26 protein-coding genes and 1 pseudogene are annotated in these 26,221 nt (G+C 42.5%); 5 read left to right on the top strand and 22 right to left on the bottom strand.

The annotated features are described in order from the left end of the window. Positions 1-9: 9 nt before the first annotated feature. Positions 10-498 carry an aromatic-ring-hydroxylating dioxygenase subunit beta gene (locus tag ACGTN9_RS10880; RefSeq protein WP_499592670.1) on the bottom strand — a complete coding sequence of 163 codons (489 nt, stop codon included), beginning with the start codon at positions 496-498 and terminating at the stop codon, positions 10-12. Then, a complete protein-coding gene (locus ACGTN9_RS10875) occupies positions 495-1,772 on the bottom strand; it encodes an aromatic ring-hydroxylating oxygenase subunit alpha (protein ID WP_499592668.1) in 1,278 nt (425 codons plus the stop codon). The genes ACGTN9_RS10880 and ACGTN9_RS10875 overlap by 4 nt, the downstream gene beginning before the upstream one ends. A 1,108-nt stretch (positions 1,773-2,880) precedes the next feature. Between ACGTN9_RS10875 and ACGTN9_RS10870 the strand changes: the two genes are divergently transcribed. Further along, positions 2,881-3,762, top strand: coding sequence for a LysR family transcriptional regulator (locus ACGTN9_RS10870; RefSeq protein WP_499592666.1), 882 nt, complete (start codon positions 2,881-2,883; stop codon positions 3,760-3,762). Between the two features lie 67 nt (positions 3,763-3,829). Here the strand turns inward: ACGTN9_RS10870 and ACGTN9_RS10865 are convergent, their stop codons facing one another. From ACGTN9_RS10865 to ACGTN9_RS10850, 4 genes are all read right to left on the bottom strand, one after another. Then, complete coding sequence (locus ACGTN9_RS10865; RefSeq protein ID WP_499592664.1) at positions 3,830-4,021, bottom strand: 4-oxalocrotonate tautomerase; 192 nt, start codon at positions 4,019-4,021, stop codon at positions 3,830-3,832. Positions 4,022-4,089: 68 nt separating this feature from the next. Next, entirely contained in the window at positions 4,090-4,875 is a 786-nt protein-coding gene (locus ACGTN9_RS10860; RefSeq protein WP_499592663.1) for a 2-keto-4-pentenoate hydratase, read from the bottom strand. Positions 4,876-4,889: 14 nt separating this feature from the next. Further along, a complete protein-coding gene (locus ACGTN9_RS10855; RefSeq protein ID WP_499592661.1) occupies positions 4,890-5,684 on the bottom strand; it encodes a 2-keto-4-pentenoate hydratase in 795 nt (264 codons plus the stop codon). 10 nt (positions 5,685-5,694) lie between these two features. Further along, positions 5,695-7,149, bottom strand: coding sequence for an aldehyde dehydrogenase (locus ACGTN9_RS10850; RefSeq protein WP_499592659.1), 1,455 nt, complete (start codon positions 7,147-7,149; stop codon positions 5,695-5,697). Between the two features lie 292 nt (positions 7,150-7,441). Here ACGTN9_RS10850 and ACGTN9_RS10845 point away from each other — a divergent pair, with 292 nt between their 5' ends. Further along, positions 7,442-8,233 carry an IclR family transcriptional regulator gene (locus ACGTN9_RS10845; protein ID WP_499592657.1) on the top strand — a complete coding sequence of 264 codons (792 nt, stop codon included), beginning with the start codon at positions 7,442-7,444 and terminating at the stop codon, positions 8,231-8,233. 207 nt (positions 8,234-8,440) lie between these two features. Here ACGTN9_RS10845 and dmpG read toward each other — a convergent pair whose 3' ends face one another. From dmpG to ACGTN9_RS10825, 4 genes are all read right to left on the bottom strand, one after another. Continuing rightward, the gene (gene dmpG / locus ACGTN9_RS10840) at positions 8,441-9,460 is read right to left on the bottom strand and encodes a 4-hydroxy-2-oxovalerate aldolase (protein WP_499592655.1); all 1,020 of its coding nucleotides are present in this window, start codon (positions 9,458-9,460) and stop codon (positions 8,441-8,443) included. Further along, on the bottom strand, positions 9,457-10,359 hold the full coding sequence (locus ACGTN9_RS10835; protein WP_499592654.1) for an acetaldehyde dehydrogenase (acetylating): 903 nt from the start codon (positions 10,357-10,359) through the stop codon (positions 9,457-9,459). Before ACGTN9_RS10835 ends, dmpG begins: the two co-directional genes overlap by 4 nt. Further along, on the bottom strand, positions 10,352-11,020 hold the full coding sequence (locus ACGTN9_RS10830; protein WP_499592652.1) for a GntR family transcriptional regulator: 669 nt from the start codon (positions 11,018-11,020) through the stop codon (positions 10,352-10,354). Before ACGTN9_RS10830 ends, ACGTN9_RS10835 begins: the two co-directional genes overlap by 8 nt. A gap of 279 nt (positions 11,021-11,299) precedes the next feature. After that, positions 11,300-12,133 (bottom strand): SDR family oxidoreductase, encoded by an 834-nt coding sequence (locus tag ACGTN9_RS10825; RefSeq protein ID WP_499592650.1) that lies wholly within the window; start codon positions 12,131-12,133, stop codon positions 11,300-11,302. Positions 12,134-12,245: 112 nt separating this feature from the next. On the opposite strand from ACGTN9_RS10825, the gene ACGTN9_RS10820 reads away from it, so the two are divergent. After that, positions 12,246-13,223: a helix-turn-helix transcriptional regulator gene (locus tag ACGTN9_RS10820; protein ID WP_499592648.1), complete on the top strand. Its 978-nt coding sequence runs from the start codon at positions 12,246-12,248 to the stop codon at positions 13,221-13,223. Positions 13,224-13,289: 66 nt separating this feature from the next. On the opposite strand, the gene ulaA is transcribed toward ACGTN9_RS10820, so the two are convergent. The 6 genes from ulaA to ACGTN9_RS10790 all read right to left on the bottom strand — a co-directional run bounded on the left by ulaA (position 13,290) and on the right by ACGTN9_RS10790 (position 19,041). Then, positions 13,290-14,657 carry a PTS ascorbate transporter subunit IIC gene (ulaA, locus tag ACGTN9_RS10815; RefSeq protein ID WP_499592646.1) on the bottom strand — a complete coding sequence of 456 codons (1,368 nt, stop codon included), beginning with the start codon at positions 14,655-14,657 and terminating at the stop codon, positions 13,290-13,292. A gap of 41 nt (positions 14,658-14,698) precedes the next feature. Continuing rightward, the gene (locus ACGTN9_RS10810; RefSeq protein ID WP_499592644.1) at positions 14,699-14,965 is read right to left on the bottom strand and encodes a PTS sugar transporter subunit IIB; all 267 of its coding nucleotides are present in this window, start codon (positions 14,963-14,965) and stop codon (positions 14,699-14,701) included. Between the two features lie 21 nt (positions 14,966-14,986). Beyond that, positions 14,987-17,098, bottom strand: coding sequence for a BglG family transcription antiterminator (locus ACGTN9_RS10805; protein WP_499592642.1), 2,112 nt, complete (start codon positions 17,096-17,098; stop codon positions 14,987-14,989). Between the two features lie 488 nt (positions 17,099-17,586). Next, positions 17,587-17,958 (bottom strand): small nuclear ribonucleoprotein, encoded by a 372-nt coding sequence (locus ACGTN9_RS10800; protein ID WP_499592640.1) that lies wholly within the window; start codon positions 17,956-17,958, stop codon positions 17,587-17,589. A gap of 124 nt (positions 17,959-18,082) precedes the next feature. Next, on the bottom strand, positions 18,083-18,481 hold the full coding sequence (locus ACGTN9_RS10795) for a nuclear transport factor 2 family protein (protein ID WP_499592638.1): 399 nt from the start codon (positions 18,479-18,481) through the stop codon (positions 18,083-18,085). A 203-nt stretch (positions 18,482-18,684) separates the two neighbouring features. Beyond that, positions 18,685-19,041, bottom strand: coding sequence for a 2Fe-2S iron-sulfur cluster-binding protein (locus ACGTN9_RS10790; protein WP_499592637.1), 357 nt, complete (start codon positions 19,039-19,041; stop codon positions 18,685-18,687). A 132-nt stretch (positions 19,042-19,173) separates the two neighbouring features. On the opposite strand from ACGTN9_RS10790, the gene ACGTN9_RS10785 reads away from it, so the two are divergent. After that, the gene (locus tag ACGTN9_RS10785; protein WP_499592635.1) at positions 19,174-19,641 is read left to right on the top strand and encodes a hypothetical protein; all 468 of its coding nucleotides are present in this window, start codon (positions 19,174-19,176) and stop codon (positions 19,639-19,641) included. Positions 19,642-19,709: 68 nt separating this feature from the next. Here ACGTN9_RS10785 and ACGTN9_RS10780 read toward each other — a convergent pair. The 3 genes and pseudogenes from ACGTN9_RS10780 to ACGTN9_RS10770 all read right to left on the bottom strand — a co-directional run bounded on the left by ACGTN9_RS10780 (position 19,710) and on the right by ACGTN9_RS10770 (position 21,732). Beyond that, positions 19,710-20,556 (bottom strand): annotated as a pseudogene (locus ACGTN9_RS10780) (family 1 encapsulin nanocompartment shell protein). 12 nt (positions 20,557-20,568) lie between these two features. Beyond that, positions 20,569-21,168 (bottom strand): IMEF encapsulin system ferritin-like cargo protein, encoded by a 600-nt coding sequence (locus ACGTN9_RS10775; protein WP_499592634.1) that lies wholly within the window; start codon positions 21,166-21,168, stop codon positions 20,569-20,571. A gap of 156 nt (positions 21,169-21,324) precedes the next feature. Next, positions 21,325-21,732, bottom strand: coding sequence for an anti-sigma regulatory factor (locus tag ACGTN9_RS10770; RefSeq protein WP_499592633.1), 408 nt, complete (start codon positions 21,730-21,732; stop codon positions 21,325-21,327). A gap of 449 nt (positions 21,733-22,181) precedes the next feature. On the opposite strand from ACGTN9_RS10770, the gene ACGTN9_RS10765 reads away from it, so the two are divergent. Beyond that, positions 22,182-23,171: an aldo/keto reductase gene (locus ACGTN9_RS10765; protein WP_499592631.1), complete on the top strand. Its 990-nt coding sequence runs from the start codon at positions 22,182-22,184 to the stop codon at positions 23,169-23,171. A 95-nt stretch (positions 23,172-23,266) separates the two neighbouring features. Here ACGTN9_RS10765 and ACGTN9_RS10760 read toward each other — a convergent pair whose 3' ends face one another. The 3 genes from ACGTN9_RS10760 to ACGTN9_RS10750 all read right to left on the bottom strand — a co-directional run bounded on the left by ACGTN9_RS10760 (position 23,267) and on the right by ACGTN9_RS10750 (position 26,219). Then, positions 23,267-24,532, bottom strand: coding sequence for a M20 family metallopeptidase (locus ACGTN9_RS10760; protein ID WP_499592629.1), 1,266 nt, complete (start codon positions 24,530-24,532; stop codon positions 23,267-23,269). A gap of 271 nt (positions 24,533-24,803) precedes the next feature. Continuing rightward, positions 24,804-25,496: an aspartate/glutamate racemase family protein gene (locus tag ACGTN9_RS10755; protein WP_499592627.1), complete on the bottom strand. Its 693-nt coding sequence runs from the start codon at positions 25,494-25,496 to the stop codon at positions 24,804-24,806. 204 nt (positions 25,497-25,700) lie between these two features. Continuing rightward, positions 25,701-26,219, bottom strand: a complete 519-nt coding sequence (locus ACGTN9_RS10750) for a hypothetical protein (protein WP_499592625.1) — start codon at positions 26,217-26,219, stop codon at positions 25,701-25,703. Positions 26,220-26,221: the final 2 nt, after the last annotated feature.

Here is a 26,221-nt window from a genome sequence, read left to right as displayed (position 1 = left end):
AGGAATCTATTAAAGAATTAAACTGATTTTTCCATGCGGTCGTAAACTATCCAGATATAAGACCACTTTTTTACTTTTGATAGCAAGTTCGCCATTTTGCTCAACAAGTTCATACGTGCTTTTACCAATAAACGTATCTAACACTTCTCTTTTCGAGCGGTGGGTCGTAAAGTTGCACTCCACCGTAATCACATCAGACTCAAGACCACTAACCAAAATATTATGGTAGTTTCGAAGCGTGGTGGAATGTGGGTATTCCACATGGGCTTCTTTCTTCAAAAGGCGTTCTGCCCGCTCCTGCAGTCGTGACCGATTATCATGGACGTAAAATAGCGATTCCGTCGGACTGGCATCAGGCTCCCCTATCGGAGGAACCTTATACGTGCCCTCATCGGTAAATAATGCCGCCCATTCATTTAACTTCCATTCATCCAGCAATTTGGCTTCGTTATATAGGAAATCAACGACATCTTGCCGTGTTAGTGCTGCTACTGTCATGTCTGAGCAACCTCCTTCTTCATGGACTCCTCGATTCTGACCTTATACTGTCTCCAGAAGCTCCTCATTTGGATTTCATCTGTAGCCATGGCATTTTCTTCTCCTCTGACCATGCCTTTGGAAATATCATTCCATTGCACTTCCTGGTTATTGTTATAAGCTTCCTGACATAGTTCCAATGCTTCGTTGTCATCAGGAGTCGCAAAACCGCCTGGTCCGAGGAATTCTAAAAAGTTATTATTTCTTGCCATACGATGCTCTTCGTCTTCCCCTTTAGGAGCCAGTGAATAGCCGGATACTTCCATATATCCCGGGCTCGATGGGTAGAAAGTTCGTGCAGTAATCGCCATAATGTCGTTAATAACCAGATTAGGGAAAATGATAATGTTGCGGTTATAGTTAGCGATGCGATCGGCACGTTCTTCTCCGAACCTTTCTACCAATCTTTCTTTCATTTTCTCCATATCCTGTTTTAAATCTTCGCTCCAAATAGGTGTCCACTGAGCAACCGGTCTTCCCCACGGTGCCACATATTCCATCACAGCATGACCATTACCCAGGTCTTTGCCCCTTCCTTCCAGCTTCACACGTTTTAAACCAGGATCCTGGGCTTGTTTAATATCAAAATACGTCTTATGGGTAGGCATTCCGTGATAGAGATCGACGCTATTTTCAGCTAATAGCTTCCAGTTTGCCCGGACACTGTATTGCTGTACTCCGCCCAGAACTTCCAGCCCGGCTTCTGACTGATCTGCCGCCAGGTCTATATATTCCTTGGCATTCCCTAAGTATTCCTCCAGGGAAATAGCCTGATCGTCGAAGTTGACGAATATGAAACCACGATAGCTTTCCACTCGGTTAACCGCTTTCATATTTTTCGAACCATCGCAGTTAAAATCATCTGGGAAGCCATCTTTTCCCGGCATACCATTCAATTCCCCATCATTTTTAAAGCTCCAGGCATGGTAGAAACAACGGAATACCCTGGAATTACCTTCGTTTTCCCTTGCTACAAGGGCACCACGGTGGGGGCAAGTATTATACAATACTCTAATTTCCCCATCCTGACTGTGGACTAGGAGTAAATTACGTCCGCCTACTTTTTTCCGCTTGTAATCCCCTTTTTCAGGAATCTCAGTATCATGTCCAATAAACAACCAGCATTTATTAAAAATTTCGGCACGTTCTCTTGCAAGCATTTCTTTTTCCGTAAATACACTTCTGTGAACAAGAAATTCATTTTTCTCCCGATTATCACGGATTAATTCTTCCATTTAATTCACCTCATTTTTAGATTTCTAAAGCATCATGTAGATCACCGGTGTAATAGTTAACTTTCTTTTTTGTTAGCGCTTGCATTTATTCGAAAGTTTTTTTGAGCTTGTCTTCTCAAACTTAAGGCTTCTTTTTCTCACTTACACCTTGTAATCACATACACAATTTTTCATTTCCTCCTCAGCTGGTTGTCACTAAATTCATGTTGTTTAAATTGCTTACTTTTCATTATAAAAGTCAGAATTTTTAGATACCAATTGAATATTTCTTTACTTTCCTGCGAATAGTAAAAAATATTTTATACAGCAGTTTCTAAAATACAGAATTATCTGTAATCACAGTTGACAACTTGTCTTTTTTATCAATATAATCATCGTATGCTAATCTCTGAGGGGAAACTTTCCCCCATTAACTAGTGGAAATAATAGATTTTCAGGGTATTAATCCCTAAACTCTCTCCATTTTTAGTAATCTTTGAAAGCGCTTTCTGTGATAACGGTTTTTTATAGTCTTTGTTAAACAGTTAATCTTCTTTACTTGAAGATTCCGTTTCAAGATAGTTAGATCCGTTACTAAGAGAGGATTAGGATGGGCTGGGAAACGACTCGCTTTCCTGTGGGGACCTGGCAAGCTTCCTCGGGCTGCGCCCTGTGGGATCTCGCCTAGCCCCTTCTCCCGCGGGAGTCTCGCAGTTTCCCTTCCCATCCAGCTGTTATAGTAATAAACGGACACATCTAAAAGAGAGAAAGTGCACAACTAAAAACTTCACCTTGATGCATTTACAAAAGTAAATAGAGGCAACATCTTCTTTTTTATTATCATGGAGCAGTTTTCATAAGTGTATTTCGAGAACTTTTTATGGCAAGGGGCGTAGGGGAACGGGGAGACTCCTACGGGAAAAGAGTTCCAGGTGAGACCCCGCAGAGCGTCAGCTCGAGGAGGCTCAGCGGACGCCCGTGGAAAGCGACTCGTTCCCCTACGCCCTTTCTCCCGAATAATACCCGGAAGTAAAGTCTTCGACTTTACATTTAGTTGAATAGGCCTCTTATGAAAAATCAGCATCGTTAAACAGAGCCTTTTAATAAGGAAGATTTAGGAGGAAACCAGATGAATGAATGCCAATTACATACGTTTCTTACCGTTGTCCAACATAGAAGCTATTCCAAAGCCGCTGAAGTTCTTAATGTCACCCAACCGACCGTTACCTCACGAATAAAGGCTTTAGAAGAGATCCTGCAATGTCAACTCTTTAAAAGAGTCGGTCACGAAATCTTTTTAACCGAAGAAGCCAATTTGTTCATAGAATACGCCAAAAATATCCTATTATATATCAATCATTCCAAGGAAATCCCCAACATGGTTAAGGCTCCAATCATAAAGGTTGGCTTCTCTCCCGGATACTCGCATTCATTTATTGTAGAACTTTTAAAAACGATTAAATCGATAGGGGATATTGATGTTCAAGTGATAGAAGGTTATGATTCTGTCAGTTTAAATGAACGGGCTTTATCAGGAGATGTAGATTTAATCTTTACCAGAAATGCTCTATCCAATAATCCTGACATTATTTCCGAATACTTATTTGATAATAATCTGGTTGTTGTCCTGCCAAAAGAGCATCCATTATGCCAAAGACAAACCCTTCATGTAAAAGACTTAAGTGGGGAAACGATCATCAGTTATAGAAGAAATTCCACCTTATGGAATCTAATTGATAAGCAGCTCAATGGCGCTCAGAATATTACCCGTATGGATGTCGATAATAACGAAATGCTGCTAAATGCTGTTGCCAATGAGATTGGAATTGGAATCATTCCTAAACTTGGGGTTGATCGAAGATACGAAGAAGAAGTAGAAGTCCGGGAAATTGATGAAATTTATAGTATTCCTAATGAAGTCTATGTCCAATTTCGAAATAATTCTCGCATCGAGAGTCTGGCTAAAAAAATCATTTACTCGATCATCAATCATAAATATACAGAGGCCTAATAAAGCAAAGAGACGATTCTGCCGCTCCCATAAAGTTGGAAGGCAAAGAATCGTCTCTTCGCTTTTCTTATTTTCCTAATTCTTTTGCACTTTTACCACCAATAGACCAATGCGTTTTTGGTACTTCATTGACAAGAACGCGTACATTTTCTTTTGGAGCACCCAGTGACTCGCTGACTGTGTCAGTCAGATTCTTCATCAGTGATTCAATTTTATCTGGATCTCTTCCCTCCATCATTTGTACATTGATAATTGGCAAGTCCTTCACCACCTCTAAAGATTTTACTCTTTACCTATCTTTTAACCCGCTAACAAAGGTAAACTTTCTTAACGCACAAAAAATGACACGTTACCTAATCCGCCGTATTCTGCCTGGACAAAGTCACCAGGAGATAGGCGAACCGCTGCTGTGACACCACCGGTTAAAATCGGCTGTCCCGCTTTTACTTTTTCTCCCTTTTTACTTAACATATTGGCCAGTCTGGCCACTGAATTGGCTGGATTTCCAAGCACAGCGGCACCTGCCCCCAATGACTGGATTTCTCCATTTATAGATAACGTCACACCGACCACATCAAGGTCCAGTTCATCAGGTTTTCTTAAATAGGTTCCAAACACGGCACCTGCTGCAGATGTATTATCTGCAATAACATCCGGCAGCGTAAAGTTGAAGTTCTCATAGCGGCTGTCAATAATCTCTATTGCCGGAAATACATATTCTGTCGCCCGCAGCACGTCAAGAGCGGTCACGTTTGGTCCTTCTAAATCCCTTGCTAACATAAACCCAATTTCAGGTTCCACTTTGGGATGAATATAATCCGAGATAGAAATGGAATCCCCATCCTCGACCACCATATTATCGAATACATAGCCGTAGATCGGATCATCCACATCCATCTGTTTCATTTTAGCCTCACTGGTAATCCCCATTTTTGGGCCAATGATTTGATAGCCTTCTGCAATTTTTTGACGAACCAGCTCTTCTTGAACGATATACCCTTCATCAATAGAAAGTTCAGGATATAAATCGGCGGTAATTTTTGTTATTTCCCGTTTTTCTTTTTCTGCATGATGTACATAATCAGCAAGCTCTTTAATTAGATGATTATCCATTATATAACCTTCCTTTACTCCGTGAATGAAACATGCACTTCTCCTAATTCAGCAAATTTCGCGTAAAAATGATCTCCAGGTTCAGCAGGCATGGCAGCAGATAATGCTCCTGATAAAATAATTTCGCCTGCTTTTAATGTAATATCATAGCCTGCCAGTTTGTTGGCGAGCCAGGCCACACATTTTGCCGGATCCCCTAAAGCGGCGGCACCAACACCTGTATTGAGTAATTCATCATTTTTATAAAGGGCCATGCCCATTTGCTTCAGGTTTACGTCTTCAATCTTTTTCGGTCTTCCCCCGAGAATATACATCCCGGAAGATGCATTATCGGCCACTGTATCAGCTAACGTAATCTTCCAATCTTTAATACGGCTGTCTACGATTTCAAGTGCAGGAACAACAGCATCCGTTGCTTTTAAAACATCCAATGTCGTTACATTGGGTCCTACTAAATCGTCTTTTAAAATAAAGGCGATTTCTCCTTCTACTCTTGGCTGTAAGACTTGTTTAAAGGAGATCTTCCCACGGTTCGCACACTCCATCTCATTTAACAAATGGCCATAGTCCGGTTCATCTACACCTAATGATTCTTGCATAGCCTTGGATGTCAGACCGATTTTCTTGCCAGTTATCCGTTGTCCTTGTTCCACTTTTTGTTCAATCGTGTGTAATTGGACCTGATAAGCTTCATCAAGGGAGAGCTCAGGATCCAGCCCTGTGAGCGGCTGAACCCCTTCCCCTTTACTCCAAGCATCTAATAAGTGTTTCGCATGAGTTTCCTTTTTCGTTACGTTATCTGTTTTCACTGTCATCCTCCTACATTTTTAACGTGATATTTGTTAATTCAGAGTAGAAATCAAAACTGTGAGCCCCGCCTTCGCGGCCGATACCACTGCGCTTCATTCCTCCGAATGGTGTACGTAAGTCTCGAAGGAACCAAGTGTTCACCCAAACCATCCCAGCTTCGATTTGTCCGCTGAAACGTGTGGCACGTTTGATGTCACTTGTCCAAAGGCTTGCACTTAGACCATAATGCGTATCATTCACTTGTTCGAGCACTTCATCTTCGGTATCAAATGGAACAACGGTTACGACTGGTCCGAAGATTTCTTCGCGTACACATCTGGCATCAGTTCCAAGCCCTGTAATAATCGTAGGTTCCACGAAGAAGCCTTTATCAAAGCCTTCGGCAGGCTTACCGCCTGTCAGGAAGTTACCGCCTTCTTCTTTGGCAATATCCAGGTAGCCGACCACTTTGTTGTAGTGTTCTTCACTGACCAATGCTCCGACGTTGGTATCCGGGTCGAAAGGATCGCCAACTTTGAGTTCTTTTGTTTTTGCAGCAAATTTTTCAAGAAACTCATCATAAGCTGAACGTTCCACATATATTCTGGAACCGCATAAGCAAACTTCCCCCTGGTTAATGAAACTGGACTTGATCGTAGTCTCAATGACATCATCCAGGTCAGCGTCGGCAAAAATAATGTTCGGGTTCTTGCCGCCAAGTTCAAAGGATAGCTTCTTTAATGTTGGAGCAGCAACCTTCATGATTGCAGTACCAGTAATCGTCTCACCAGTAAAGGCAATCGCATCCACATCATCATGAGAGGATAGTGCCGCACCTGTTTCACCAAAGCCATGGACCATGTTGACCACGCCATCCGGTACCCCAGCGTCCTTACAAATCTGAGCCAGCACAGTTGCAGTCATTGGAGTCACTTCAGACGGTTTCATCACAGCTGTGTTTCCAGCCGCAAGAGCCGGAGCCAACTTCCAAGTCATCAGGAAGAGTGGCAAGTTCCATGGATTAATGAGTCCCACCACACCGACTGGACGACGTACAGCATAATGAATGGCGATGTCATCCTGTTGATAAGCTTCGGTTCCCACTGTAGTCATATAATCAGCAAAGAAATAGAAATTGTTGGCTGCACGATCAATATCAACTTTATTAGAGAGCCATAATGGTTTACCCGTATCCAAAGATTCGAGCTCGGCAAGTTCCTCTTTTCTCTCCAAAATCAAATCACCGATTTTACGGATAATGTTCGAACGTTTTTTCAAAGGCATGTTGCCCCATTCACCTTTAAGCGCCTTTCTGGCAGCACTTACTGCTTGATCAACTTCTCCTTTTCCACCTTCTGCGACGGATCCCAGCACTTCTTCTGTTGCTGGATTAACATTTTCAAACATTTTACCATTTTCTGACTGTACATAGGCACCATTAATGTAATGGGCGCAATCGACAGCTTTTGTTTTAGTCGTTTGCATATAGAAAGCCTCCTTAATTTTCTGGAAACCTGAACACAGTTTCCGATAAATGAATAATTATAATCTCTGAAAAATCTTTTTTTGTTCGGTACAGGTTCATTATAGAAACCATCAAAAGTTTTAAAAACACCAATGTTCCTCTATACGCAACAAAATTAAAAATAATTAAAATTTTCTTTGATTTCTATTTAGAAAATGCCCAGAATTCTATATAATTAGCGTATAATTAACTATCAACTACTCCCCAGAATCGTTCCCTTATAAAGAACTCCATTCAAGAGAGGTGAAAAACATGCCCAAAAAGAAGCAGACGCAAACACTTTCTTCTGTAAAAAATGCATTACTTATTTTAAAAAGTTTTTCTACATACGAACCAACCAAAAAAGTGAGCGAACTGGCAGAATCCTTAGGCCTGGCAAAAAGCACGGTCAGCCGTGTACTGTCGACACTTGCCAGTGAAGGGTTTGTCATTAAAGATCCAAAAACCAATGCCTATAAACTAGGAATGTCCGTCCTCACGCTTGGGGGCATCGTCACCAACAATCTGGAAATCCATAAAGAATCAGCTCCTGTTCTATATAAACTGGTCAATGACACCGGGGAAACAGCCCACTTAGCGATCATGGACGGTCTCGATACGATTTATATCCATAAAGAGGAATGTAATCATCCTGTTCGTATTCTCACGCACCTCGGAAGGAGAAACCCTTCCTACTGTACAAGTTCAGGCAAGGTATTGCTTGCTTTTAGTGACGAACATATTGTGGAGGCTGTCATCGAACAAGGGTTAGTCGCACATACAGAAAACAGCATCACCGATCCCGATTTACTTAAAGAAGAACTTACATCCATACGTGAACAAGGGTACGCGGTCAGTACAGAAGAACTAACAGAAGGAACGAAATCTGTAGCTGCCCCGATACGGGACTATAAAGGAAAAGTGGTCAGCGCAATTACCGTAGTTGGACCTATCCAGCGCATGAAAAATAGTAAAATCCCGGATATAGCCAAAAAAGTGATGGAAGCTGGTAAAGAGGCATCGGAACGTTTGGGGTATGATGAGAGATATTTCAGGCGCTTTTAGTGGATAGAAGACTAGTGTGGGGCTATATGTAAATATAGTAACTTGTAACTTTTACTATAAACTCGTATTTATCAAGAACGGATACAGTTAATGTTCGAGCCGCTAAATGATAAGGCGAGCCTGAAATTTCAGGCTCGCCTTTTTCAATGGTTATACCCTCGATTAAAAATGACCAGGCGTGGATATTTCCCACGCCTGGACTTCCATTTACACATGAGCTTTTTCTTTTGCCAAGTCCTGAGCTACCCCGATGATCCAGTCTTCCTGGCCACCGACAGCACCCATTTCACTGATTTTTGTCAAAATATCACGCGGATCTACCCCATATTCTTTCCCGGCCCGCTCTGCGAATAATAGGAAGCTGGAGTAAACACCGGTATAGCCTAACGTCAAGCTTAGGCGATCAATTTGGACAGGGCGGTTCATCATCGGTTTCATGATGTTTTCTGCCGCGTCCATTGCTTTATATAAATCTACCGAATGAGGGATATCCATTTTGTTCATGACAGCGACAAGCTGTTCGGTAGCCGTATTCCCTGCTCCCGCACCCATGCCAGCAAGGCTCGTATCAATCCGATCCGCTCCTTCTTCCAGTGCAACGATGGAGTTGGCAACGCCGAGTGACAGGTTATTATGTCCGTGAAACCCGATGTCCGTGCTCAGATTTTCTTTGAATAGCGCAATCCTTCTCCGGGTATCATCCATCGTCAAAGCCCCGGCGGAATCTACTACATAAATCGTTCCGGCTCCGTAAGATTCCATCTTTTTAGCTTCTTCCAGTAAATCTTCCGGCGTTGAACGGTGGGACATCATCAGGAATCCTACTGTATCCATACCCAAATCTACTGCTTTTTTGATATGTTGTTCGGAAACATCCGCTTCACTGCAATGCGTAGCGACGCGCACAACGGAGGCGCCCCACTCTCTTGCCTGTTTCAAATGGTCGATCGTTCCGATACCAGGAAGAAGCAGCACGCCAACTTTTGCGTTCTTGGCATTTTTCACTGCTGTTGTGATAATGTCTTTCTCTGATTCTTTTGAAAAACCATACTGGATCGAGCTTCCTCCAAGTCCGTCTCCATGGGTCGCTTCAATGATATCGACGCCAGACTCATCAATCAGCTGTGCCAGTTCAGCGATTTGTTCGGTTGTATATTGATGGGAAATAGCATGCATCCCGTCCCGCAATGTTACGTCATTAAAAACTACTTTTCTATTATTGCTCATTGTGCCGCTTCCTCCTTTGTCATATGTTCCGCCATGACCTCTCCTGTCTTCATGGCTGCTGAAGTGATGATATCAAGATTGCCTGCATATTTAGGCAGAAAATCTCCGTTTCCTTCCACTTCCACTGAGACCGTCACAACGTTTCCTTTGATCACTGGATCGGCCTTGAAGCGGTACCCTTTCACATATCCCTGCACCGTTTTTAACATGGAATCGAGGGAAGCTAATATGTCTTCTGTGTATGCTTCGGCGGATTGTTCCGTCTGGACGTGGATCGTATTTCTCATTAGAATTGGAGGTTCTGCCGGGTTTAGTGTAATGATAGCCTTAGACTCATCGGCTCCCCCTACCTCACGTAAGGCGTTAGCCGTCGTCACTGTAAATTCATCAATGTTCTGCCGTGTCCCAGGACCAGCACTTTTACTGGCAATTGACGCGACGATTTCCGCATAATTCACCTTCACCACATCAGAAATCGCTTTCACCATCGGGATAGTTGCCTGGCCGCCGCACGTAACCATGTTGACGTTATCCAGCTCGGCAATCTCTTCCTCCTTTAAATTCACCGACGGAACTAAAAAAGGACCTACGGCTGCCGGCGTCAAATCAATCGCTTTCATTCCCAAGTTTTTTAAAATCGGCGCATTATATGCATGCGCTTTTGCTGAAGTAGCTTCATAGACGATCTCTGCTAATTCCGGTTCTTCTGCCAGCCCTTCAATCCCGTTATAAATCGGTTTTACTCCATGTTCCTTCGCCAGCGCTAACCCTTTTGAATTACGATCGATCCCGACCATCGCAGTAAGTTCGAGCTTATCACTCCGAAGCAGTTTGTACATTAAATCAGTACCGATGTTACCTGAACCGATGATGGCACATTTCACTTTCTGATTAGACATATTCATCTCTCCCCATATTTAATTTCTTACCTTCACAGCAATAGTGACAAGCATCTTGTAAGTGTTCCGTTAACATGTTGTTTGCTTGTTTCAGATCCCCCTCAGCTAATGATTCCACTATACTGACGTGCTGGTCGATAATCTCCTGCTGTTTGGACTCTGTCACTTCACTGGTGATATCAATCAATGTTCGAAAAACTTCCTTTAAAGAGGTCCATAGCTGAATCAATGTATGGTTATCCGTCAATTGCACCAGATAACCATGGAAGGCTAAATCGGATTCAATATCCCTCTGTTTGTGTTCATACGATTTTTGCATCTCATCAACAAACAGAAAGAGATTTTCCTTATTCATTTCTAAAACTTCCGGATCAACCTGTTTGAGTGCATGAGTTTCTAACAGGATGCGACTATCATAAAGGTTTTGGATATCGATGATGTCAAACCGCTTCACCACCGTTCTGCCGTTGGAGTGCCTTTCTACAAGATTCTCCGCTTCCAGCTTTGATATGGCCTCCCTGATCGGACCACGGCTTACCCCCAGTTCTTTTGATAAAGCCGCTTCCACCAGATAATCACCTTTCTCGTACTGGCCAAGAATTATCTGCTTACGTAAGTATTCGAGTACTCGATTACTGATATTCTGCTTTTCAATCTTCATAACTTTATCTCCTTGAGAATATTCTGAAAAGTTAACAGTTAACAGTTCTTACGTAAAAGTATATGGGTCCTTCGTGTGGAAGTCAACTGTAAATTAAGATAAAAGCAGCTTCTACTAGGGAGAATAAGTAGTGGGTTCATTAAAAAAATGCCGACCCCACTGTAGTAAAGCGTTAACTCACTGGAGGTCGGCACTTTTTTCTTTTTTAAGGGTTCAGCCTTTATATCTATAACTAATAGAGCTTTTACAGGAACAAATAAAGGTTACTACTTTTTCCAGTCATATGGTAAACGGGGGGATATACCTGCCATCAATATCGGTAAACTCATACTCTCTGGCTAAATCACCCGCTTTTAATACCTGTCCGCTTTTCTCCATCACATTCGGATCACTGGCCAAAGCTGCAATTCCCCGTCCGACATAATGTGGCGTTTCGGTTCTCGTCAGATCTTCTGACTCCTCCCAATGTTCTTCATCCGCTTCATGGTGCTTCAACACAAGTTCCGTTCGCATAAACCCTGGCGAAACGGCAAGAACGGCAACATTGTCTTTTTTTAATTCGATGGAAAGACCATAAGCCATACGTATTAATGCATTCTTCGCTAAATCATAATAAAACTGTCCTGTGTATTTGCCATCATCCCAGAAGGTCGTGTGAATAATAATCGATTTCTCATTTTCACGAAGTAGTGGAATGGCGTAATGATTCGTAGCCAGCTGAGCACGTACACCAGCAGTGAACATCGTATCCCAATGCTTCAATGGCAATTCCCAAAAAGTGTTAGCATCAACGCCAAGATCATGCGCCCCCCACACATTGTTGACAAGAATATCTAACCTTCCCTGTTGCTGACGAATTTGATTGATTACAGATTCTGTTTCTGAATCATCTGTATGATCGCACTTAACCGCAACCCCTTTTCCACCATGGGTTTCAATTTCAGCAACTGTGTCATCAATCGTACCAGGCCAATCATTGGTGGAGGCACCTTTCGTGCTGCGGCCGGTGACGTAAACGGTTGCGCCAGCCTTTCCTAATTCAACAGCAATGCCCCGCCCGGCTCCTCTGCTTCCTCCTGTAACAAGCGCAACCTTTCCATTTAATGAATTCATATAAACCCATTCCTTTCATGACTAAAGTATTCCCATTATAACAATCAATTCTTGACAACTTGTGTCATATTTAATTAAATTAATATAATCATTGTGGAAAAAGGTGATCAGGATGAGAGGAGACCGTTTGGTATCCATTCTTTTATTATTACAGTCACAGGGTCAAATGACAGCAAAAGAACTAGCGGAGAAGCTGGAAGTCTCCGAACGAACCATTTATAGGGATATGGAAGCCTTGAGTGGAACAGGAATTCCTGTTATTGCAGAGCGTGGAAAAAATGGAGGCTGGTCACTATTAGAAGACTATCAAACAGATTTAACTGGATTGAAAAAATCTGAAATACGCGCTTTGTTTGTATCGCCTTCCGCACAATTGCTTGAAGATCTTGGTATGACACGAACATCTGAAGAAGCAAGAAATAAACTAGTCGCTTCCCTGCCATCCATCTATCGGGAAAATGCTAAGGATGTATGGAACCGAATTCATATCGATACTAGTGGATGGCGTAAGCAAAAAGAAGAAATAGCTTCCTTCGAAGTCCTTAAAGACGCCATATGGAATGAAAATAAATTAAAAATCAGCTATCAACGTGCAGACGGAAAGAAGGATGACCGTATTGTAGCCCCCCTTGGCCTGGTTGCCAAATCGGAACTTTGGTACTTAATTGCCTCGAAAGAAAATGGCGACCTGCGAACTTATAGGGCTTCACGGATTCAGCATGCTGTTCCTGTTAATGAAACCTTTGAAAGACCAGCCAACTTCGACCTTGCCCAGTATTGGAAATCCTCGACAAAGGCCTTCGTAAAAAATTTGCCTGCCTATGAAGTGAGTGTGGAAGTCACGGAGTCCATCTTATCAAGATTAACATTTACCGGTCGTTTTGCCCGTATTATTGAAGTTGGAGATAAGAAAAAAGATGACTGGATACCTGTTAAGCTCTCTTTTGATACAGAAGAGGAAGCAAAGGGCTATATATTAGGGTTTGCAGACCAAATTAAAGTAGTGGAACCGAAAGAATTACGAAACAAAATCTTTCAAATGGCTGAGTCCACTGTTGAGTTTTTAAAACAGCGCCCTCCGGGGAGTTAATACTTTTTTAAAAAACAACACCATAAAAATCCCTCCCTGCTTCCAGGAAGGGATTTTGAAAGTCTATTAAGCTACATCTGTACTGTCTTCTTCCTCTTTGCCTTTTGATCTGGAGCCAAGGAAGAAAAGGATTCCGATGATTATTAATACAGCTGCGAATACAACGCTGTTCGCTTCAATGATGCGGATCAGGTTACCAAGGACAATACCTACGACACCGAAGTCGGCATCCCCAAAGGTTGTTCCCTGGAATCCGAGTGAGCCAAGCACCGGCAGCAATAGGGCTGGTAAGAAGCTGATGATTGCCCCATTGGCCATCGAACCAATGATTGCTCCCTTTCTTCCGCCCGTGGCGTTACCGAATACTCCGGCAGCTGCACCTGTGAAGAAGTGAGGTACCAGTCCTGGCACAATGACTTTTAATCCCAGTAAAGGCAGGAATAGCATACTGACCAGGCCAGCAATAAAGCTGAAGAAGAAGCCGATGATCACTGCGTTTCCTGCGAATGGGAAGATCGCAGGGCAGTCCAGTGCTGGTTTGGCATTTGGAACAACCTTGTCAGCAATTCCTTTGAAGGCAGGTACAATTTCACCCAATAGCATACGCACACCAGCTAAAATGATGTAGACACCGGCAGCGAATGTAAGTCCTTGCATAAAGGCGAAGACAAGAAAGTTCTGTCCGCCGCTCAGTTCACCCTCAACGAAGGCAGGTCCGGCAGCGCCTGCAACGACAAAGAAGAGGATGGCCATCGTCAAGGAAACAGAAACTGAAGTGTCTCGTAAAAAGCTGAGCGATTTCGGCACTTTAATTTCTTCGGTTGATTTAGAGCCTTTTCCGACAGCTTTTCCTACTAAAGCAGAAATCAGATAACCGAATGAACCGAAGTGTCCGATGGCAAAGTCGTCAGAACCCGTTACTTTACGGGTGAAAGGCTGTAGCATAGCTGGGGATAACACCATCAGGGAACCAAGAATAATTGATCCCAGGATGATCATGGACGCCCCGGAGAATCCGCCTGTGACTAAGATGACAGCGATTAAACAGGCCATGAACATCGTATGGTGGCCAGTCAGAAAGATATATTTAAAAGGACTAAAGCGGGCGAGGAGAATATTGACGACCATACCGAACAGCATGATCATTGCCGTCTCTGTACCGAAACTTTCCTGTGCAAGGGCAACGATGGCTTCATTGTTTGGAATAACCCCGTCTACGGCAAAAGCTTCATTGAACATGCTGCTGAACTGACCCAGGGACTGGACGAGTACATTCGCCCCGGCACCAAGGATCACAAAGCCCATTACTGTTTTAAGTGTTCCGGAGACAACATCTCCGATATCTTTGCGTTGCACAAGGAGTCCGATAAGCGCGAATAAACCGACAAGTATGGCAGGGGTTCCTAAGACATCCTTCATTATTAAATCAATCATGTGTAACGCTCCTTTGTTTTGGATTTAATTCCCGTCGTCTATTACATATTTTTTTCTAATGCTTCACGGAGCTCATTTTTATCCATCAGGTTTTTCAGTTTCACGACATTTTTATTTCCGTCTTCCAGGCTGCCTACAATATCCTCGGAACCTAAGAAGATGTCCGCTTGTTCTGTCTTTGCTGTCGTCAAGTCTGTGTGGGATACTTCCGCTTCTTTCCCCATTTCCTTCAATGCAGCTTTCACGTTCATTTCGACAATCATGCTGCTCCCTAAACCATTCCCACATACTACCAATACTTTTTTCATTTTAAATTCCTCCTCAAATTGTTATACCTCTACGGTTTTGTTTACGATTTCAATCACATGCTCCGGTTCACTGGCTGCAATTAGCTGCTCGACATTTTCATCATTGGATAACATCTCCGTTAGCTGAGCCAATGCTTTTAAGTGGGTTTGATTATCAATCGCCGCCAGGATGATGACTAACTGGGCCCGGTGCTTTTCCTTGTCTGAAAAATAAACAGGATCTTTCAATCGCAGGAAACTCATTCCCAGTTTTTCAACCCCGGCTTCGGGACGTGCATGGGGAATTGCGATTCTAGGGGCTATTACGATATAAGGCCCCATTTCATTAACATTATCAATCATCGCCTGAATATACTCAGGGCGAATCGCTTGCTGTACGATCAATGGCTGAGCAGCCGTTTTGATGGCCTCCTCCCAGCTGGATACATGATCTTTGAATTGTATCGTTTGTTCCGTTAATAATTCGTTCAGCATAGGCTTTCGCAGCTCCTTTGTCAGCGGAGTATTTTGTTCTGTAAAATGAACCAATTCTCTTCTCAGTTCGTCTTTATGATGAATCGTGGCATATCGTTCGATCACTTCCATCAGCAAATCCGTCGAGTCTTTTTCCTGATGCTTCGATTGGAAAAGCTCATTCATCTGCCGCATGATCTGTTCTTTTTCCAGATTGGTCAGTATCGCTGGCACATGGATAACAGGAATATCTTTTGCCTTAATATAATTGGTAGAGAAGATAACGTCTGCGTCAGGTTCGATCGACTGGTATTCCCTAATGGACATGGTCCTGGTTACATTCAATCCGGCAATCAGATTTTCCAGTTGTGAGCGTAGCATGTTGGAGGTTCCAATCCCGTTTTCACAAACAATAATTGCGCTGAACTTTGTTTCTACCTGTTTTTTCTCTTTTGTCAGCCACCCGCCAAAGTGGAGTGTTATATAAGCCGTCTCTTCATCGGGGATTGTCTCTCCAACATAAATCTCTAAATGCTTCATCACACGTTTCGTTAAGTGGAAGATGTCCGGATAGTTTTCCTGAATACTATCAGCTAAATCATTGGCGATTTTCACGCCATATTTCAAGCGGTAATACGTAGGCTTGATGTGGGAAATCAGGTTTTCCTCAAGTCCTTCTTTATCATCAAACACCACACAGGAATACAATTGAAAGTCAGCTATCATTTCCTGAACCACATTCCGCAGCCCGGATAGTTCACGTTCCGTATAGCGGCTGAAGTCATCGTGCTGTACCTTGGAGCCTAATAAACTCATCGTAATGAAGCAGATTTCATCATCCGGGAAGGAAACCTTCCATAAATCTTTCAGTTTATTCGTAATGAACAGGGCTGCCTGATAAGCTTCCGTTTGCTGAAGCACCTCTTTTTCTTCTTCTTCAACAACGATATACTTTTGCAATTGGGTTCGTTTCATGATCATTAAGATCTGTAAAGAAAGAATTTCCACCATCTCATCGGTCAACGTCAGTCCTAATTTTTGTTCCACTTCATACAGAAGATTTCTCACGATCAGCCGTTGATCCGTCTCCTGGGACGATCCCTCTGCTCCCGGCTGGATCATTTGGTGAACCTCATTCCTGACATTCTGCCATTCCGGGTGGGAGAAGATGAGGGCCAGGATGTCTGAAAGTACCTCTCTTTTTGTTTCTTCAGGACCACTTAATCGGTAGCCCGACCCTTTCTGATAGTACAACTTCAATCCTGCCTGTCTGAACTCTTCTTTGATATTTTTGAGAACCTTAGCAACCGTGCCTCGACTCATACTCGTAATGTCCATGAAGCTTTGCATCGAGGCATCCTGTTCTTCTAATAATATTTTTGCTTTAATGAGTACTTCTCGTTCTTCTTTCGATAACTGGTACTGCCAGTCCTCAAAACCTTCCTCCTTTTGGAGGTTCAATTTGGACTTTGAAGTGTCGGGCAGATAAAGCCCTTCGCCATGCTTGCTTTCAATCGGCTCTAAATTCTGACCTTCTAACCAACTGTTGATCTGATCGATATCATAATAAATCGTCCGTTGGGACACATTCATTTTTGCAACCAGATCTTTCGTTGGAATGGGACCAGCGGATTGTTGAATGATGGATAATAAGTGTGCACGCCTTTTATCCAATACCATGGGGATCCCCCTCACTCTAGTTTGTCGCCTGGTGAATTTTGCAGAATTATACGGTTGTGATTTAGATGATCATCTTATGACCTTAGTATAATGGCTTTCCGAACGTTTTGTAAGGGGTTTCACTGTGCAGAGTTTGTAAGTGATGATTTTGCAAAAATGAACGCATATATATAATGGCTATGGATCAAAGCTTTTACGTGAATTTTAATCCATATAAAGGAAATCTGGTTTGGGGCGATATTCAGTAAAAGGAGGGAGACTTTCACGGTTGTATTTAAAAAATGCCTGGCCTACTGTTGTATAGCTTTAATCAACCGGGGGGCAGGCACCGCAGTTAAAGAGGAGGGCAGGTACTATTATTTAAAACTATCCATTCTTACCTGAATGCGCTTCGAGTTTCTATTCTAATTGCAGCTGTTTTACACAAAAAAGTGCCTGAACCCCTGTTGTAAAACATTACTTAGCCGAGGGGCAGGCACTATCCTTTTTCAATAATAGGGGTATGGCGAATATGGATAATAAGGGTACGGATAAGGATAAGGAGCAATATAAGGCAGCAGGGCCAATGCAGCTAACGAAGCAATTGGGAAATTACGACGTCTAAAGCGTCGGAACCTTCTTCTGGGTCGGCCAAAGCCACCGTAAAATTGCCGGGCTTCCTCTTCATTTTCCCGCTCCATGACATCTTCACCGACTAACACACTAACGTTATCCGAGCCTACATCTACAATGACGCCATCAAATGAACTTCCATCTTTCATTGAGATTATAACGTGATATTCCATGTGCCTCTTGCATTGCTCATGCATGTTCCTGGTACCTTCATATTGTGGCTGATATTCATAACCTTCTGTGCTCATATTTCTTCCCCCCTTTCAGATAAATGGTATTCATCTGAAAAGAGAAAAATACACTTATATCAAACTTTATCAGGAAATGGAATGATGGCTGTTCGTACTATTATGAAATTATTGGATAGTACACCTAAAAAACACCATTCTCATTAGGGGAGTTCTCAGGGAGTGGTTGACCTACATCCCATAATTCAACAATTAGATCATCCTGGAAACGGAAAATATGTACCACCACTGCTCCTAAATCCTCTGAATTTTGTTTTACATGGGAGTGAACTGCAACAAGGTCTCTCTCTTCAATAGCACGCTTAACCTCAAATGCTTTGTCAGGATTCTTTGCGGCATCCTCTTCCATCGCAACCATCAGTGATTCAGCATCCCCGCGAAAAAAAGGGTTGTGGTGGATAAAATCAGGAGCCGCATACCGGTTAAATGCTTCTCGGGCTTTCCCTGAAGCAACCAGTTGTAAAAATGACACTGCTTTTTCTTTATTGTAGGGTCCATCATCAGTTTGCTGCTTTGGACTCATTTTTTATCTTCCTTTCTTTTCAAATGAGGGGGAGATATGCTTGAAATGTACACATCGATGCATACATGTTTTTTTCGTCAATATGTACTATCGTATTCGTCACTAAATTAATTGTATTTGTCTCAAAGACTTCCCCGTTTCTCACCAATAAAGCCAGGATGTTCGGCGACTTTTTGCATAAGATTAAACAGCATACACGCGTTTTATCTCTCCTTAAATACAGCTTGACAGGCAAGCCGGTAACCATCATTTATTTTTCCCCTAAGCTTTTTTTGCTCTCTGTCATTTACAGAAGTAATCAAAGTATCCCCTTTTAACACTCTTATCTTGCACTTTCCGCACGTTCCTTTTTTACACTTATAATCAAGGTTAATTTTTTGGTTTAAAGCTGAATCTAACACGGTAACGTTATGTACAGGGTTTACTTTGTAAGTCGATCCATGCTGGTCAATCTCGAGTTGTTTTATTTCTGGTTGAGAAGAGGCTGTCTTGCTTTTCTCTTCCTGGTTATAAGCCGCTGTACTGCCTGGTTTTAAAGAACCGATCGTCAACTTTTTCATGCCGGCTATCACCTTTCTTTGAATAATAATTGTTAACTTGATGCAAAATATCCTTGACCCCCCAATTATTATCACTTACAATGATGATAATGAGAATCGTTATCAATAATGTTTCTGAGAAGGAGAGGTATCATGATGAAAAGTCAGATAAACGGATTTGAAGATATGCATACCATCCTTGCGAACGAAAGAAAAGTCGGTGGAGTCATTGAAAGCGATTATCTCCGCCTTTCTACCGGAGAAGAATACAATAATATCGTCATTACAAAGGTCGAATTATTAGGTTCTGCTCTCTGTTCTATTGGATGTGTTACCGAAGAAGGTCAGCTGTTAATAGTTAATGCTAAAGAAGTCAGCGTCATCCATCAGCCTAAACATAAACGAATTCATGAACTTCGTAATCAATCCTTCAAACATACAAAGATGCAACAAAAATTAAAGTATTTAAAACGCCTGATTGAACTGAATGACGGAAGCTATAACCCTCTTTTCCGCGAGGAAGCCTTATTAGTCATCAAAGATATCGGTCTGAAAAATGTGAAGAAAGAAATAGACGTCAGTGACGTTTATCCAGAAGAAAAGATTTATACGATTGCCTAACTCGAAATCACAAATATGCACAACAAGGTCAGGACTCCTCAGGTCCTGACCTTGTTGTATTTTTCCTATCATTCTTCAGGAGATTCGAGCGTACAAATGGCGGTAGGACGCTTAATTCTCAAGACAATCGCTTCATATACCCGGAATAAATAGTTCATATTTTCTTCATCCAGAAAAGACGTATCAAAGTCACTCGCTATCGCAAGATCAATGTTCTGTTTACCTGCATCGACAACAACTCCACGGCTTCCCCTGATCATTGGGGATTGGAATACACCGGCAGTCATCAGTTCACGTACATGATCAATTTCTAACACGTGGGTGTCCTGGTGAACCCGGTGGATTAATGCGTATAATTCCGGGGAAAGCACCAAGGCAAATGGACCCGTATGTCCCATTTTCAACAGTTTGTTTCTTGCCTCTACCACATCGCCAAAAGCATTCCCGGATTTCATCCAATCATTGCGAATGTGAGACAGCTTCCCTTTTATGTTCATGATTCCTTTCAGGTCAAATTCTTTGGATCCGTTAAAAATCAGATCATCTTCCACAAGCGCACATTGTTGCGCAGCATTGGCAGAAGCTGAAAAATCAATCGGGCTGCCAAGGGTTTTGGCTTGTTGGATATCTCCAATAAAGGATAAAGTCTTTATACAACAATGGCACCGTTAAATTGACACGGCGGGCAGGATTGGAAAGCTCGGAATCCTGTCCTTGCAGGCTGATCCCGCCGCGGCCCGGCGCTTCATAAATATCTGTCGGAACCGACTGTACCCCTTCCCCTAACGGACCATATATATCGATGAAGCGTCTGCCGACCAGCTGTTTTTTTGCGTGTTCAAAAACGGTCTGATCCAGTTCGTTCCATTCCTCATTACTTAAAGGTGAGTCTGCGAAAATTGTTGTTTTATCCATTGTTCGACCTCCTTATGATTGCTGTTTTAAGCTTCCGACGGTCAGTCTTTTTCTTGTTATATTCCTGTTAGATTCTTCTGCTTTTTCAGCTTGCTTGTCTGATTGGGAATAGGCTTCAACTTTAAGACTTTTATCAATATCATCTTTTTCATCCGTAGGCACTGAAGCTTGATAGTCAGCCATGTTGAACTCTTCATTCAACTGCTCCAGAAGCTGCTTGGACTGCTGGTAATCTTCTGCTGTCAGATCACGTAATTTCTGAATCGGCTGTTCAAATTCTGTATCTTTAAAGGTGTATAAAGAAAGGTCTAAATGCTCCAGGAAGTTATGTAATCCAAACTTCTCCAGACTGATATCTTGCAGCAGGTATACAAACTCTCGATTATCGGGGGAAACCTTCGCATTATTAGCGTTAATTTCATTCAACTGAGGCAGAAGCTGATCCAGGCGGTCTGAACGATGGTCTTCTTCCTCATAAATATGATGCCAATACAGGCGCTCGTGATCATCCTCAGCTTTTTCGATCACTGGAGTAATGATATCTTTAAACTCATTTAAAGCTCCTTGAGTTCTTTTGAAAATTTCTTCCAATTGTATAAACGACGACGCCATAAGTGCACCTCCTTATTGACCTCATTGTAACCGATTTCATTAACCCTGGACAAGTAATAGCGGGCACACCGAATGAAGCGGTCTTTTTACAATGAGCCACTTAAACAAAAAAAGTGTCTACCCGAAGGACAAGCTTTACCACAAGGCAGACACTCTCTATATTGTTTTCATCCATTTTACTGCAATGACTTGCGTTCCAAGCTCTGGCGAAGAATCTATTTTAAACTCGTCCATCATTTTCTTTGTTCCAGGCAGACCGGCACCGAGACTTCCGGAACTGGAATAGCCCGCCGTCAAAGCCTCACTAATGTTTCTAATCCCAGGACCTTTATCTACTGCTGTAATTTTTAGTCCTTTTTTTTGAGAAGACTGGATAACTTCCAACTTAATCCAGCCATTTTCTGCATATCGATAGATGTTCCTGGTAAGCTCTGAAACAGCAGTAATGACTCTTGTTTTGCTAATCGTGGAAAAACCAAGCATTTCTGAAAATTCTCTGCCCATTTTTCTGGCAATGACGATATCTTCTTCACTCGTGATAGGAATGACGATAGAATTCTCCATAAACAGACTCCCCTTCATAAAGCATTCGCTTAAAATGGTTCCCTGTATAGTTCCTTTAGAAAAACTTGGCTTGTCGCCAAGTACTTATGGCGAAAGCCTTAGTATTTCTTATACTTTGATCCTTTAACAAAGTTAAACTTTCTTAAAGTGTAAAAAAAGCCAAAAGAAGACAAGGTACCTTCTTTTGGCTTATGACCAGTTCTATCGCCTAGTACATTACTGCCGATTTATATTGATTTTTAATACCTAAATAACTATACTACCTACATTTACATCATTCGTCAACACACCAATAACGCCTTGCAAAAATTGGATGAACACGGTGTTTATTATATACCATTCATCCCAGCAATACCTTGTTCAAATCTCCGTGTACTTCGATGCTCTTGTTTCACTTTCCATTCAACTGGATATAGTCCTATATCAATGAAACAAGAGGAGGATTAACAATGAAATCACTTGATCAGGCATTAAACCATAAAATTGGCTTGGGCACAGCCCCGTTAGGAAATATGTTCCGCGACGTTCCGGAAGATGAAGCTCGGGAAACGATTCAGAACGCCTGGGATCAAGGGGTACGCTATTTTGATACCGCCCCTTTCTACGGCGCAGGTTTAGCGGAAATGCGACTTGGAGAGGTGTTATCCAACTATGATCGTGATGACTATGTGTTAAGCACCAAAGTAGGCCGCTATATGACCGATGAAAAAGAAGAAAAAGAGGGCTTATTCGAGGACGCCCGTGATAATAAAGTTATTACCGATTACACCGAAGATGCAACGAAGCGATCGATCGAGCAGAGCCTCGAGCGGTTAAAAACCGACCGATTAGACTTCGTATTTGTTCATGATGTCTCTCCTGATTTTCATGGAGATCAATGGACTGAAAAATTCGAAGAAGCCAGAAAAGGTGCATTTCGTGTGTTGACTCAGCTCCGCGAAGAAGGTGTTATCCGTTCCTGGGGCCTTGGGGTCAATACAACTGAACCGATTGAACTTGCCATGGATCTGGAGGAAACACAACCGGATATGTGCCTGTCTGCTACGCAATACACACTTCTGCAACATGAGAAGGCCTTACAGCGCATGATGAAAAAGGCAAAAGAAAAGAATGTCGATATTGTCGTAGGCAGCCCATATAACTCCGGTGTACTGCTCGGTGGAGACCATTATAATTATGAAAAAGCTCCACAGGAGATTATTGAACATGTCAATCAACTGAAGGAAATTGGACAACAATACGATGTCCCGTTAAAAGCAGCAGCCCTGCAATTTTCCACCGCCCATCCTGCCGTAAGAGCCGTGATTCCAGGCTCAACGCGGCCGGACCGAATCAAAGAAGATATTGAAATGATCCAGCGCGACATCCCAAAAGAATTCTGGGAAACGCTAGTAGAAAAGGGCTTCATTTCCCCGGAAGCTCCGCTGCCTAACAAGTAATTTTATTAATGAACGAAAAAATGCTCGGAGTATCCTCCGAGCATTTCCTTTATTTTATACTACCAAAGGGTCATAACCAGATGTCCTCGTACTGATTATTTTTCTTCACACCACCGCAAAATGAAATCAGCAATTACATTCGTCACCGTCTTCAGACTGTCCAGTTCAATGTATTCGTTGGGCGCATGCATATTTTCGCCGATCGGCCCATAACAAGTAGCCGGAATGTTAAACTCTCCGAACGCCCTCAGATCCGTAGTAGCGGTAAAAGCCAGATTCTCCGCCTGCTTGCCGGTTACAGCGGAATGAGATTCGGTCATCTCCTTCATGATCTCCTCTTCTTTGGAAATCGTATAGCCCGGTGCAGAGAAACCAATGAACGTAATTTCCGGCGTCGCTTCTTTCAGCCACTCGTCTTCCTTTGCAACATCCAATAGCCACTGCTTGACCTCTTGCTGGACGGTTTCCGGATCGGTTCCTGGATAAAAGCCAACTCTCGCTTCGAAGGTACATGCTGTCGGAACACTGGAAGCCCAGTCCCCGCCTTCTACCTTCCCAACATTAACATTGAGCGGGTGAGGATGATGCTCAAAATCAGGGTGTTTCGACCGGCTGTTGATATGCGCGCGATACTCCATCAACGCCTCCATCAATTTGTGCGCCTTCATGATCGCATTTTGGGCACTCTCTGCCCGCTCCACGTGAGCACCCGCTCCTTTCACTTTCACTTGAAGCCACATGACGCCCACTTGGGAATGGAACAGACTTAAGTGGGTCGGTTCCGGAATCAGTGCTCCATCGGCTGTGTAACCCCGATCCAGTAAAGCAAGCGCCCCGTTCCCGGTACATTCCTCTTCAATCACACTCTGTATTTGCAGATCTGCACCCAGATCTACGCCGAGATTCCGCAGGGCTTTGACTGCAAAAACGATGGCTGTAAAACCTCCCTTCATATCAAGCAGGCCTCTGCCATACATGTTGCCGTCTTTTATAACCGGAGCATAAGGATTCGTCTCCCACTGATCTAGAGGTCCGGCACTTACTACGTCCATATGGCTTTGAAGGATCAGACTTTTCCCTTTTTTCGGACCTGTGCTTTTCCATTCTCCTACAACCACCGGACGCTCTTTATAGGACCATTCCGGCTCCCCAAAATTATTATAATCTCTTAACCGCTCCGGATCGACTTCCACCGATTCTGTCTCCAGCCCCATATCCTGTAAATAATGATAGATAAATTCCTGTACTTCTTTTTCATTTCCTAACGTACTTGGAAAACTCCCAAGCGTTTTCAAAAACAACTTCTCTTCGTCCCACAATTCATCTATTTTCTTTCTTACTAGCTCTCTGCTGGTTCCCATAAATCATGCCCACCTTATTACTTAATTTTATGTAAGTACTATTTGACCGAGCACGTTAGCACCGTTCACGATACCCTCTTCCAGGATCAATCTCAATGGTACGTGACTCCAGTCGTTGGCATTTTCGCTTTATGTAGATATAACATTTTTCTAATTTTTCTGCATTTTCAATATATTATTATCATTTTGGTATGTCAAGAATCCCCCAATGTGAAATAAGAAAACAAGTGCTTGTCCCCTTTTATCCGGGACATGCACTTGCTTGATGAAGCTATGATTGTAACGCAGCTTTCACTGCTTCCATGGCATGAATTTCTGTTGTATCAAACAATGGGACCGCTGCATCTTCTCGTTTTATCAATAAACCAATTTCCGTACAACCTAATATGACTCCTTCCGCGCCCTCATCAATCAGGTTTTTTATTACTTTTTTATAATAATCCTTGGAAGACTGCCTGGTTTGTCCAAGACATAACTCTTCAAAAATCACTTGATTTACGATATTTATTTCTTCCTTATCCGGCACGATCACCTGAATGCCTTTCTCTTCAATCCGCGATTTATAAAAATCCTGCTCCATCGTATATTTCGTACCTAGCAGACCAACCTTCTTCATGTTTGCTTTTTGAATTTGATTAGAGGTCGCGTCTGCGATATGTAAGACAGGTATTTGAATCTCTTCTACGATTCTATCAATCACTTTATGCATCGTATTAGTACATATTACAATGAAATCTGCTCCTGCTGTTTCTAGAGACCTTGCAACCTTGCCTAACATTTCTCCGGCACTTTTCCAATCTCCCTCTGTCTGATAGCGTTCCACTTCATCAAAATCAACACTATATAACAGGCACTTGGCAGAATGTAACCCGCCTAATCTGTCTTTGACTTGCTCGTTGATCATCCGGTAGTATGCAGCCGAAGACTCCCAGCTCATCCCACCGATCAGTCCAATCGTTTTCATAATGTCCCTCCTTCTTTTCCTGGCAACGCTTTCTACCACATTATTAGTTTTGATCCTCTATCTACCATAATAGCCTTGGAAGCCATCATGGTAAATGTTTTACTTTAATAGAAAAAGCCACAGTCCTCGTTTACCGACAAACTGTGGTTTCGATTTTAATATTTAGGCCGGGTGATGTTAGTGGAACGGAAATACATCCAGTATTTACTTTTCAAACATACGTTTAAATTCCTCAAAAGTTTTAGTCTGTTTCTCCAAGGTACTCTGTGGTGCAGTGTCCTTCAAAAGTTTATCTTTTAAAGCGAGATAACGATTTAAAATCATCATTTGCTGTAAGGCCATATGAACATGGATATTTCGCACATTCTCCGCTTTCATCCTAAGCCCTGAGTTAAAGTTTTTATTAGCCATTGTTTGAGCAGATGCTATTAATTCTATCAGTATGTTCTCTTGAGTCATTCCTGGTGAAACGTTCTGACAGTTCAGTTGCGCCGGTTCCCATTGGTGTAAATCATTTACATCAATGGTTTCATTCTCGTTTGAATTCATTAGTCCTATCATGACTTTAATATGATTTTGCATGATCATATACTGTTCCTCTGCCACTTGCTTTACCTGTGGATTTTGTATAACACAGATAAAAGACGCTAATTTATCCAGTTCCGCTTTATGAACAGGCAAGTGTTCTGCCATTAGGCTCAAGTCTATCATCTTTAATATCAATC

The sequence above is a fragment of the Halobacillus sp. B23F22_5 genome (assembly GCF_043497085.1).
Taxonomy (GTDB): Bacteria; Bacillota; Bacilli; order Bacillales; family Halobacillaceae; genus Thalassobacillus.
Note: the sequence above shows the minus strand (reverse complement) of the source record. Positions and strands in the feature narration are given on the sequence as shown.

Bases quoted from the DNA above. Each gene is read 5' to 3' on its own strand.
- ACGTN9_RS10760 (WP_499592629.1), bottom strand. From the start codon at position 24,532: ATGGGAACCAGCAGAGAGCTAGTAAGAAAGAAAATAGATGAATTGTGG.
- ACGTN9_RS10875 (WP_499592668.1), bottom strand. From the start codon at position 1,772: ATGGAAGAATTAATCCGTGATAATCGGGAGAAAAATGAATTTCTTGTT.
- ACGTN9_RS10795 (WP_499592638.1), bottom strand. From the start codon at position 18,481: ATGAGTCCAAAGCAGCAAACTGATGATGGACCCTACAATAAAGAAAAA.
- ACGTN9_RS10805 (WP_499592642.1), bottom strand. From the start codon at position 17,098: ATGGTATTGGATAAAAGGCGTGCACACTTATTATCCATCATTCAACAA.
- ACGTN9_RS10825 (WP_499592650.1), bottom strand. From the start codon at position 12,133: ATGAATTCATTAAATGGAAAGGTTGCGCTTGTTACAGGAGGAAGCAGA.
- ACGTN9_RS10820 (WP_499592648.1), top strand. From the start codon at position 12,246: ATGAGAGGAGACCGTTTGGTATCCATTCTTTTATTATTACAGTCACAG.
- ACGTN9_RS10845 (WP_499592657.1), top strand. From the start codon at position 7,442: ATGCCCAAAAAGAAGCAGACGCAAACACTTTCTTCTGTAAAAAATGCA.
- ulaA (WP_499592646.1), bottom strand. From the start codon at position 14,657: ATGATTGATTTAATAATGAAGGATGTCTTAGGAACCCCTGCCATACTT.
- ACGTN9_RS10790 (WP_499592637.1), bottom strand. From the start codon at position 19,041: ATGAAAAAGTTGACGATCGGTTCTTTAAAACCAGGCAGTACAGCGGCT.
- ACGTN9_RS10775 (WP_499592634.1), bottom strand. From the start codon at position 21,168: ATGGCGTCGTCGTTTATACAATTGGAAGAAATTTTCAAAAGAACTCAA.
- ACGTN9_RS10830 (WP_499592652.1), bottom strand. From the start codon at position 11,020: ATGAAGATTGAAAAGCAGAATATCAGTAATCGAGTACTCGAATACTTA.
- dmpG (WP_499592655.1), bottom strand. From the start codon at position 9,460: ATGAGCAATAATAGAAAAGTAGTTTTTAATGACGTAACATTGCGGGAC.
- ACGTN9_RS10835 (WP_499592654.1), bottom strand. From the start codon at position 10,359: ATGTCTAATCAGAAAGTGAAATGTGCCATCATCGGTTCAGGTAACATC.
- ACGTN9_RS10770 (WP_499592633.1), bottom strand. From the start codon at position 21,732: ATGGAGAATTCTATCGTCATTCCTATCACGAGTGAAGAAGATATCGTC.
- ACGTN9_RS10785 (WP_499592635.1), top strand. From the start codon at position 19,174: ATGATGAAAAGTCAGATAAACGGATTTGAAGATATGCATACCATCCTT.
- ACGTN9_RS10880 (WP_499592670.1), bottom strand. From the start codon at position 498: ATGACAGTAGCAGCACTAACACGGCAAGATGTCGTTGATTTCCTATAT.
- ACGTN9_RS10755 (WP_499592627.1), bottom strand. From the start codon at position 25,496: ATGAAAACGATTGGACTGATCGGTGGGATGAGCTGGGAGTCTTCGGCT.
- ACGTN9_RS10765 (WP_499592631.1), top strand. From the start codon at position 22,182: ATGAAATCACTTGATCAGGCATTAAACCATAAAATTGGCTTGGGCACA.
- ACGTN9_RS10810 (WP_499592644.1), bottom strand. From the start codon at position 14,965: ATGAAAAAAGTATTGGTAGTATGTGGGAATGGTTTAGGGAGCAGCATG.
- ACGTN9_RS10850 (WP_499592659.1), bottom strand. From the start codon at position 7,149: ATGCAAACGACTAAAACAAAAGCTGTCGATTGCGCCCATTACATTAAT.
- ACGTN9_RS10800 (WP_499592640.1), bottom strand. From the start codon at position 17,958: ATGAGCACAGAAGGTTATGAATATCAGCCACAATATGAAGGTACCAGG.
- ACGTN9_RS10870 (WP_499592666.1), top strand. From the start codon at position 2,881: ATGAATGAATGCCAATTACATACGTTTCTTACCGTTGTCCAACATAGA.
- ACGTN9_RS10860 (WP_499592663.1), bottom strand. From the start codon at position 4,875: ATGGATAATCATCTAATTAAAGAGCTTGCTGATTATGTACATCATGCA.